1 protein-coding gene is annotated in these 11967 nt (G+C 46.4%); it reads left to right on the plus strand.

The window, feature by feature from the left end; translation table 11 throughout:
* Positions 1-13 precede the first annotated feature (13 nt).
* Positions 14-11959 carry an amino acid adenylation domain-containing protein gene (locus tag ACH32G_RS00145; protein WP_448813868.1) on the plus strand — a complete coding sequence of 3982 codons (11946 nt, stop codon included), beginning with the start codon at positions 14-16 and terminating at the stop codon, positions 11957-11959.
* The last annotated feature ends 8 nt before the right edge of the window (positions 11960-11967 follow it).

Here is an 11967-nt window from a genome sequence, read left to right on the forward strand (position 1 = left end):
CAGGAGGGGACCTATGTATACCAGTCAATTCCAAACCTTAGTAGATGTCATTCGGGAAAGAAGCAATATCTCTGATCGCGGAATCCGTTTTATCGAATCCGATAAAAAAGAGACGGTTGTCTCTTACCGCCAATTGTTTGAAGAAGCGAAAGGCTTTCTTGGCTATTTACAGCATATCGGCATTCAGCCCAAGCAGGAAATTGTATTTCAAATCCAAGAAAACAAATCATTTGTCGTTGCTTTTTGGGCTTGTATATTAGGAGGAATGATCCCGGTACCGGTCAGTATCGGAGAAGATGATGACCATAAGCTGAAGGTGTGGCGCATTTGGAATATATTAAATCATCCGTTTCTGATTGCCTCTGAAAAAGTATTGGACAAAATAAAGAAATACGCTGCAGAACACGATTTACAGGATTTCCATCATCAATTAAACGAAAAATCTGACATCATTCAAGATCAAACCTACGATTACCCCGCTTCGTTTTATGAACCTGATGCGGATGAACTGGCTTTTATCCAATTTTCTTCCGGATCGACAGGAGATCCAAAAGGAGTCATGTTAACGCATCACAACTTAATACATAACACGTGCGCCATTGGGACTGCCCTAGCCATTCATTCGAAAGACTCTTTCTTATCATGGATGCCTTTAACACATGATATGGGGCTCATCGCCTGCCACCTTGTTCCCTTCATAACCGGAATCAATCAAAATCTAATGCCTACAGAATTATTTATTCGCAGACCTATTCTTTGGATGAAAAAAGCTCATGAACATAAAGCCAGTATTCTATCCTCTCCTAATTTCGGGTACAACTACTTCCTTAAATTTCTGAAAAACGAACCAGACTGGGATTTATCCCATATCAAAGTCATCGCAAACGGTGCAGAACCGATATTGCCGGAGCTCTGTGACGAATTTTTGAAAAGATGCGCAGCATTCAATCTGAAAAGATCCGCTATTTTGAATGTTTACGGTTTAGCGGAAGCTTCGGTTGGCGCAGCGTTTTCTAAAATAGGTAAAGAATTCGTTCCTGTTTATTTGCATCGTGACTATTTAAATCTTGGTGAACGAGCTGTAAAAGTCAGCAAAGAGGATCAACATTGCGCTTCATTCGTCGAAGTGGGACAACCCATTGACTATTGTCAGCTTCGGATCTCCGACGGAGCAAATGAAAGAGCAGAAGACGGAATCATCGGTCACATCCAGATTAAAGGGGACAATGTGACTCAAGGGTATTATAACAACCCCGAGAGTACGGAAAAAGCGCTGACTTCTGACGGCTGGGTAAAAACGGGAGACCTCGGATTCATTAATGAAAGTGGCAACTTAGTCGTAACCGGAAGAGAAAAGGACATTATTTTCGTGAACGGAAAAAATATCTACCCGCACGATATTGAACGGGTTGCGATTGAAATGGAAGAGGTTGACTTAGGAAGGGTTGCCGCCTGCGGTGTATATGACCAAAAGACACAAAGCGGAGAAATCGTGCTGTTTGTTGTTTTCAAAAAATCGCCTGAAAAATTTGCCCCGCTTGTCAAAGAGATCAAAAAGCATTTATACCAGCGGGGCGGCTGGAGCATAAAAGAAGTCCTCCCGATCAAAAAGCTGCCAAAAACGACGAGCGGGAAGGTGAAACGTTATGAACTGGCCAGACAGTATGAGGCAGGGGATTTTTCATTAGAGTCTGCCGCCATCAATGCTTGTTTGGAGAGCAACCCTGTAAAAACCGGAGAGACTCCCATTCATGAAATCGAAACGGAATTACTGTCTATCTTTTCCGATGTGCTCGATGGGAAAAAGGTTTACCTCACTGACAGTTATTTTGATATGGGCGCAAATTCATTACAGTTATCACAGGCTGCCGAGCGTATAGAACAGAGATTTGGACGCGAGCTTGCCGTCTCCGATCTCTTTACGTATCCTTCTATCACTGATTTAGCGGCATATCTGTCTGAAAGCCGGGCTGAAATCAAGCAGAACGTGACAGCAAAACCAAGCCATGTGACACCGAAAGATATCGCCATTATCGGGATGTCGCTCAATGTTCCGGGAGCATCGACCAAAAGTGATTTTTGGGATTTGCTAGAAAAAGGAGAGCACAGCATTCGAGAATACCCTGCATCCCGGCTGAAAGATGCGGCGGATTATTTAAAGTCCATCCAAAGTGAATTCAATGAGAATCAGTTTGTGAAGGGCGGTTATTTAGATGAAATCGACCGTTTTGATTATTCGTTTTTCGGTTTAGCGCCTAAAACCGCTCAGTTTATGGATCCTAACCAAAGACTGTTTTTGCAGTCTGCATGGCATGCGATTGAAGATGCGGGCTATGCCGGGGACGGGATAAACGGGAGCCGGGTCGGGGTATATGCGGGGTACTCGAAGGTGGGCTACGATTATGAACGCCTCCTTTCTGCGAATTATCCGGAGGAACTTCATCAATATATAGTAGGCAATCTTCCTTCCGTGTTAGCCAGCCGGATTGCTTATTTCTTAAATTTAAAAGGGCCGGCGGTCACGGTGGATACGGCCTGCTCTTCATCGCTTGCCGCCGTTCATATGGCATGCAAATCTTTAATTTCCGGCGATTGTGACATGGCTCTTGCCGGCGGGATCCGGACATCGCTCTTGCCGATCCGTATCGGACTTGATATGGAATCCTCGGACGGGTACACGAAAACGTTCAGCAAAGATTCAGACGGCACTGGCTCGGGTGAAGGCGCGGCGGCAGTCCTGTTAAAACCTTTGCAGGATGCAGTTCGCGACGGAGACCATATTTACGGCGTGATTAAAGGAAGCGCGATAAATCAAGACGGAACGACCGCCGGAATTACCGCACCGAATCCGGCAGCTCAGACTGAGGTCATTGAGACGGCCTGGAAAGACGCGGGCATTGCTCCTGAAACGCTGTCTTTCATCGAAGCGCATGGCACCGGAACAAAGCTCGGCGATCCGGTTGAATTCAACGGGCTTTGTAAAGCGTTTGAAAAACACACGGCAAAAAAGCAATTTTGTGCGATTGGTTCTGTTAAATCGAACATCGGTCATTTGTTTGAAGCAGCAGGCATCGTCGGACTGATCAAATCTGTCCTCATGCTGAATCATAAGAAAAACCCGCCTTTAGCGCACTTTAATGAACCTAATCCGCTCATTCATTTTCACTCTTCACCATTTTATGTGAATCAGGAAGCTGCGGAGTTCACATCCGGTGATGAGCCGCTGCGAGGCGGAATCAGCTCGTTCGGTTTTAGCGGAACGAACGCTCATGTGGTATTAGAGGAATATACTTCTCAAAATGAGGATGCACCCGATGACGGTGAGCCGCACCTATTTGTTTTATCTGCTCATACTGAAAAATCACTCTATGAACTTGCACAGCAGTACCGGCAATATGCAGCAGATGACAGACAAGCTTCATTAAAGTCCATTTGCTATACAGCCGGCACGGGCAGGGCTCATTTGGATCATGGTATTGCCATGATTGTATTCAGTAAGCAGGAATTATGTGACAAGCTGACTTCCGTAATTCAAGGAGACAGACATCTTCCCGGAGTATACGTTGGTTATAAGAACTTGAAGGAAATGCTGCCTGCTCATAAAGAGGAGCTGAATAAACAAGCAGCCGCTCTGTTGGAGCAGCGTATACGAACGCATGATGAACGGATCACATGGCTGAATCGCGCCGCCGAATTATTTGTGCAGGGAGCCGTTATAGACTGGAGCGCCATTTACGCCGGTGAAACCGTACAAAAAACGCCATTGCCCCTGTATCCGTTTGAACGGAACCGCTGCTGGGCTGAAGCTGACCAATTGCGCCTAAACGAGGGCCGAGAGAAAGGAGAAGCCGCATTGAACATCAATCAATCGAAGGCGCATATTGAATCCTTCCTGAAAACAGTCATCAGCAATGCTTCTGGAATCAGAGCGGAGGAACTCGATCTGAATGCCCATTTTATCGGGCTCGGAATGGATTCTATCATGCTGTCACAGGTCAAAAAAGCTATCGCTGATGAATTTGGGATAGACATCCCGATGGATCGTTTTTTTGATACGATGAACAACCTTCAAAGTGTCATCGAATACTTGGCTGAGACTGTTCCATCATCTCATGCATCCGCTCCGGCTCAAGAGAATGTTCCGGCGCAGGAAACACTGGTCATTCCAGAAGCACAGCCTGAATCTGGCCACAGAGAAGATCATCAAGGACATATGCTCGAAAAAATAATTGCTTCTCAGAATCAATTAATCCAGGACACCTTGCAAGCTCAGTTAAATAGCTTTAATTTGCTGAGAAACGGCGGTCATCATTCCGATGTGAAAGAACACGATAAAACCCAAGAGAAATCAATTCCTTCTGTCAAGCAGGGGCCTCCGGCTGTCACTGCAGAAAAGACATTGACTCGAGAAACGAAACCTTATGTTCCTTTTCAGCCTCAGAACCTGCATGAACAGGGACACTATACCGCACGGCAAAAACAATATTTAGAAGATTTCATCGTGAAATATGCAGATAAAACGAAAGGTTCCAAACAGTATACGGACAAAACCCGATTTGCTCATGCAAATAACCGCAACTTGTCCAGCTTCCGTTCATATTGGAAGGAAATCGTGTACCCGATTATTGCCGAACGTTCTGACGGTTCCAAGATGTGGGATGTTGACGGCAACGAATACATTGATATCACCATGGGATTCGGGGTTAACCTTTTCGGACACCATCCTTCCTTTATTACACAGGTTATCGATGATTCAGTCCGTTCATCATTGCCTCCGCTCGGCCCGATGTCGGATGTCGCAGGAGAAGTTGCCGATCGGATCCGCACATGCACTGGGGTGGAAAGGGTCGCTTTCTATAATTCCGGAACAGAGGCTGTCATGGTTGCCCTTCGTTTAGCGCGGGCGGCAACAGGAAGAAAGAAAGTTGTGGCCTTCTCGGGGTCTTATCACGGTACATTTGACGGCGTATTAGGGGTTGCCGGCACTAAAGGCGGAGCCTCGTCTGCGAATCCGCTGGCTCCGGGTATACTGCAGAGCTATATGGATGATTTGATTATTTTACATTACAACAATCCCGATTCGCTCGATGTGATTCGCAGCCTCGGTGATGAATTGGCAGCCGTACTGGTGGAACCGGTACAAAGCCGCAGGCCGGATTTGCAGCCGCAGGCATTTTTGAAAGAATTGCGGGCGATCACGCAGCAATCCGGAACAGCTTTGATTATCGATGAAATTATTACCGGATTTCGGATCGGTCTCGGCGGCGCCCAGGAATGGTTCGGTATTCAGGCTGATTTAGTGACCTACGGAAAAATCATCGGCGGCGGACAGCCGTTAGGGATTGTTGCCGGAAAAGCTGAATTCATGAATGCGATCGACGGGGGAACCTGGCAGTATGGGGACGATTCCTATCCGCAAGATGAGGCGAAACGCACGTTTGTGGCCGGCACCTTCAATACTCACCCGCTTACCATGAGAATGTCGTTAGCCGTGCTTCGCCATTTACAAACCGAGGGAGAACACCTGTATGAACAGCTGAATCAAAAAACAGCCTCCCTGGTTGATCGGCTAAATCGCTTCTTTGAACAATCGCAAGTGCCTATCCGCATGGTTCAATTCGGTTCTTTATTCCGGTTTGTCTCATCGCTTGATAACGACTTGTTCTTTTACCATCTCAATTATAAAGGGATCTATGTGTGGGAAGGACGCAACTGCTTCCTATCCACGGCGCATACCGCGGATGATATTGAACACATCATTCAAGCTGTTAAAGACACGGTGAAGGATCTTCGCCGAGGCGGATTTATTCCGGAAGGCCCGGATTCTCCTGATGACGGCGGACATAACAAATCAGGGGCGTACGAGCTTTCAGATGAACAAAAACAATTGGTCATGGCATCCCATTATGGGAATGAAGCTTCTGCAGCTTTAAACCAGTCCATTATGCTGAAAGTAAAGGGCGAACTGCAGCATACACCATTAAAACAAGCCGTCCGGCATATCGTCGACCGTCATGAAGCTTTACGTACGGTGATTCATCCCGATGACGAAGTACAGCAAGTGCAGGAACGGATGACTATAGAAATACCTGTCATTGATTTTACCGGTCACCCGGAAGAGCAGCGGGAAACAGAAATTCAGAAATGGCTGACAGAAGATGCTAAACGGCCGTTTGATTTCCATGACCAAAAGCCTTTGTTTAGAATCCATGTGCTTACATCGGCTCACAATGAGCATCTGATTGTGCTCACGTTCCACCATATCATTGCCGATGGATGGTCGATCGCCGTTTTTGTTCAAGAGCTGGAGAGCAGCTACGCGGCAATCGTACAAGGAAAATCATTTCAGCAAAAAGAGGCCGCTGCTTCATTTCGCCAATATTTAGACTGGCAGCAGGCGCAAATTGACAGCGGCCATTATGAAGAAGGAGTCCGGTATTGGCGGCATCATTTCTCAGAACCGATACAGCAGGCAGTCCTGCCGGGCGCCGCTTCTCCCCGCCATCAGAACGGATACGAGGGAGACCGGTGTACCGTCCGGCTTGGGCGGCCTTTAAGCGAGGCCTTAAAGTCTTTAAGCATTCGGATGAAAAATAGCGTATTTGTAACGATGCTTGGTGCATTTCACCTTTTTCTGCACCGGCTTACCAAACAGACGGGCCTTGTAATCGGGATGCCGACAGCCGGTCAATCCCATATGAAACAGCATGATCTGATTGGAAATTGCGTCAATATGATTCCGGTAAAAAACACGGCTTCTTCAGAAAGCACTTTATCCGGCTATCTGGGCCGGATGAAAGAAAACGTGAATCAAGCCATGCGCCATCAAGCCGTTCCGATGACACTGACGGCCAGAGAACTTCCGCACGATCATGTGCCGGACATGCGTATTATTTTTAATTTGGACAGGCCTTTTCGAAAGCTTCACTTCGGAAAGGCGGAAGCTGAGCTCGTTGCTTACCCTATGAAATGCATTTCATACGATCTGTTTCTTAACGTAACGGATGTGGATCAAGAATACATTCTTGATTTTGATTTTAATACGAATGTCGTCAGTCCGGAGATCATGAAAAAGTGGGGAGCGGGCTTTACGACATTGCTGCAAAAGATGGTTGAGGGGGATTCAGTCCCTCTTAACGCCTTGGTGATGTTTTCCGATGAAGAACAGCATCATTTACAAGAACTTTACGCTGAACACCAAAAGCGGGTTTCTTCAATTGTAAGCAATACGGAAAACCTTGCTGATGCCTACGAGGCGCCGGCAAATGAAACGGAGCGGCAGCTGGCGCAGATTTGGGAGGAGCTTTTCGGCCTTGAGCGGGTTGGCAGATTAGATCGCTTTCTGGAACTGGGAGGAAACTCACTCCAAGCGACGCTTATGCTTTCCAAAGTTCAGAAGACATTTCAGCAAAAAGTTTCCATCGGACAATTTTTCAATCACCAGACTGTTAAGGAATTAGCACGTTTCATTCAGAATGAAACGAAAGTCATGCACCTCCCAATCAAAGCTGCTGAGAAAAAAGCGTATTACCCGACATCGCCGGCGCAGCAAAGAGTATATTTCCTCCACCAAATGGAGCCGGATCAGCTGGCTCAAAATATGTTCGGCCAAATATCAATTATAGGGAAGTACGATGAGCATGCCTTGATTTCTTCCCTTCAGCAAGTCATAGAGCGGCATGAAGCGTTTCGCACATACTTTGAAATGATAGACGGGGAAATCGTTCAGAAACTTGAAAACGAAGTCGATTTTAACGTTAAAGTCCGGACCATGAGCCGGAACGAATTTGAAGCTTATGCAGACCGATTTGTAAAACCGTTCCGCTTGGAACAAGCTCCTTTGGTTCGCGCGGAGCTGATCAAGATTGAAAACGAGCAGGCCGAACTGCTCATCGATATGCACCATATCATTTCGGACGGTTATTCCGTCAACATCCTTACAAATGAATTGCTGGCTTTATATCATCAAAAACCGCTAGCGGATATTGAATTTGAATATAAAGATTTCGCAGAATGGCAAAACCAATGGCTGAATGAGGATGCCATGAAGCGGCAGGAGGCATATTGGCTGGAACAATTTCAAGACGAAATCCCGGTCCTTCAATTGCCGACAGACGGCTCAAAAGCGGCAGAGCAGTCTTCTGAGGGACAGCGCGTGACGTGCTCTTTACAGCCGGATATCATCCGTTCGCTGCAAGATCTGGCGCAAAAAGCGGGAACGACTCTCTATACGGTGATGCTGGCGGCCTACAAAGTGCTGCTACATAAATATACGGGCCAAGAAGACATAGTCGTAGGTACGCCTGCTTCAGGAAGAAATCATCCGGATATTGAAAATATCATCGGTATTTTCATACAAACCATCGGAATCCGAACGAAGCCGCACGCCAATCGAAAGTTCTCGGATTATCTGGAAGAAGTAAAGCGGCAGACGCTTGACGCTTTCGAAAACCAAGACTATCCATTCGACAGGCTTGTGGAGAAATTAAATGTTCAGCGAGAAACAACGGGAACATCGCTGTTTAACACGATGTTTGTATTTCAAAATATTGAATTTCATGAAATCCGGCACGATGAATGTACGTTTAAGGTGAAAGAGCGAAATCCCGGAGTCTCTTTATATGATTTGATGCTCACGATCGAAGATGCCGGACAACAAATCGAGATGCATTTTGATTTTAAATCGGGACAGTTTGAAAAAGACACCATTGAACAGATCACCAGACACTATACCGGCATTTTAAACAGCCTTGTGGAGCAGCCGGAGATGACGCTGTCTTCCGTTCCTATGCTGTCTGAAACCGAACGGCATCAATTGCTGACGGAGTGTAATGACACAAAGACGCCGTATCCGCATAAGGAAACAGTAACCCGATGGTTTGAAAAACAAGCGGCACAGCGGCCCGATCATCCAGCCGTTATTTTTGGCAATGAGCAGTATACGTACAGACAGCTCAATGAACGGGCGAACCAATTGGCGCGGACGTTACGGACAAAAGGCGTACAAGCGGATCAATTCGTTGCCATCCTTTCTCCGCATTGCCTTGAGCTGATTGTTGGAATTTTGGCAGTTCTGAAATCCGGCGGCGCATACGTGCCTATTGACCCTGAATATCCGGAAGATCGGATTCAATATATGCTGAGAGATTCAAAAGCGGAGGTTGTGTTGACACTGCAGAGCCTGCAAGATCAATTACCGTATGATGGTGACGTTGTGCTTTTGGATGAGGAAAGTTCATATCATGAGGACCGCTCGAATCTTGAATTGGATAGCAATGTACATGATTTGGCCTACATGATCTATACGTCGGGTTCTACGGGAAATCCGAAAGGTGTACTCATTGAGCACCAAGGGCTGGCTAATTATATTTGGTGGGCGAAAGAGGTTTATGTAAAGGGTGAGAAAACCAACTTCCCATTATACTCTTCCATCTCTTTCGATCTGACGGTGACTTCGATATTTACACCGCTGGCTACAGGAAATACCATCGTTGTCTTCGATGGAGAGGACAAAAGCACCGTGCTTTCTGAGATTATAAAGGACACAAGAATAGACATGATCAAATTGACACCGGCACATTTGCACGTCATCAAGGAGATGAATATAGCAGGCGGCACCGCAATTCGGAAAATGATTGTGGGCGGAGAAAATTTAAGCACCCGTCTGGCCAAAAGTGTCAGCGAGCAGTTTAAAGACCGGCTGGACATTTTCAATGAATACGGACCGACGGAAGCTGTCGTCGGATGTATGATTTATCACTTCGACGCAGAACGGGACAAGCGGGAATTTGTACCGATCGGCACTCCGGCTGCCAATACGGATATTTATGTGGCCGATGCAAGCAGAAACCTGGTTCCGGTCGGGGTAATCGGCGAAATGTATATCAGCGGACCGGGTGTGGCCAGAGGGTATTGGAACCGCCCGGATTTAACGGCAGAGAAATTTATTGAAAACCCATTTATACCGGGAGCGAAGATGTACAAAACAGGGGATTTGGCTAAACGATTGAAGGATGGAAATCTTGTATATATTGGGCGCGTTGATGAACAAGTCAAAATCAGGGGACACCGAATCGAGCTTGGTGAAATCGAAGCGGCGATGCATAACGCGGAAGCGGTGCAAAAAGCCGCGGTTACAGTGAAAGAAGAAGAAGACGGCTTAAAACAATTATGCGCGTATTACGTAAGCGACAAGCCTATAGCGGCTGCGCAGCTTAGGGAACAACTGTCATCCGAGCTTCCGGACTTCATGATTCCTTCTTATTTTGTCCGTCTGGACGATATGCCGTTAACGTCCAACGGGAAAATAAACCGTAAGGCACTGCCCGCGCCAGAAGCGAGTCTTCAGCAGACAGCTGAATATGTTCCGCCGGGCAATGAGGCGGAGTCCAAACTCGCAGATTTATGGCAGGAAGTGCTCGGAATAAGCCGTGCGGGGATTAAACATAATTTCTTTGATCTCGGAGGAAACTCCATTCGCGCAGCGGCCTTAGCCGCCAGAATTCAAAAAGAGCTGGATGTGAATCTGTCTCTAAAAGACATATTCAAGTTTCCTACCATTGAACAATTGGCTGAAAAGACGTTACACATGGACAAAAATCAATATATACCGATCCCGGCCGCAAAGGAAATGTCCTATTATCCGGTTTCTTCAGCTCAGAGACGGATGTATTTGTTAAGTCACGCAGAAGGCGGCGAGCTGACTTACAATATGACGGGTGCCGTGAGCGTGGAAGGAGAAGTTGATCCCGACCGGTTAAACGACGCTTTTCAAAAATTAATCGAGCGTCATGAAGCGTTGCGGACCAGCTTTGAATTATATGAAGGTGAGCCGGCACAGCGAATTCATCAAAGCGTCGAATTTACAATAGAACAAATTCAAGCAAGCAAGGAAGAAGCGGAAGACCGTGTGCTTGAATTCATCCAAGCGTTTGATTTAGCCAAACCGCCTCTGATGCGAGCGGGATTAATTGAAATTGAACCTTTGCGGCATGTGCTTGTGGTTGATATGCATCATATCATTTCTGACGGCGTGTCCGTCAATATTATGATGAACGATCTGAGCCGGCTCTACGCAGGGAACCAACCGGACCCGCTTTCAGTTCAATATAAAGATTATGCGGTTTGGCAGCAATCGGACATTCAGAGACGGAACATCAAGAGCCAGGAAGCGTATTGGCTGGATCAGTTTCACGATGACATTCCCGTACTGGATATGCCTGCGGATTATGAGAGACCTGCCATACGCGATTACGAAGGCGAATCATTCGAATTTGTTATACCGGAACACTTGAAACAGCGTTTAAGCCATATGGAAGAAGAAACAGGCGCAACACTGTATATGATTTTATTGGCGGCCTATACGATTCTTTTATCTAAATACAGCGGACAAGAGGATATTATCGTAGGAACGCCGTCTGCCGGGCGGACTCATTTGGATGTGGAGTCAGTTGTGGGAATGTTCGTCAATACGTTAGTCATTCGGAATCACCCGGCGGGCCGTAAAACATTTGATGCCTACTTAAACGAAGTAAAGGAAAACATGCTGAACGCCTATAAAAATCAAGACTATCCGTTGGAAGAATTGATACAGCATTTACATCTTCCGAAAGATTCAAGCCGCAATCCTTTATTCGATACGATGTTTGTGCTGCAAAATCTCGACCAGGCTGAATTGACATTTGATTCCCTGCAGCTCAAGCCGTATCCATTTCATCATCCGGTTGCCAAGTTCGATTTGACCTTGTCGATTCAGGCGGATCACGACAACTATCACGGGCTGTTTGAATATTCGAAAAAACTGTTTAAGAAAAGCAGAATCGAGATTCTATCAAACGACTATTTACACATCCTATTAGCGATTCTGGAACAGCCGGACATTCTGATCGATCAAATCGGATTGAGCGGAAGTATTGAGGAAGAAGAGAACGCGCTTGATTCTATTCAATTGAACTTTTAGGGAAAAGC

Source organism: Bacillus sp. CIS52 (assembly GCF_053545315.1).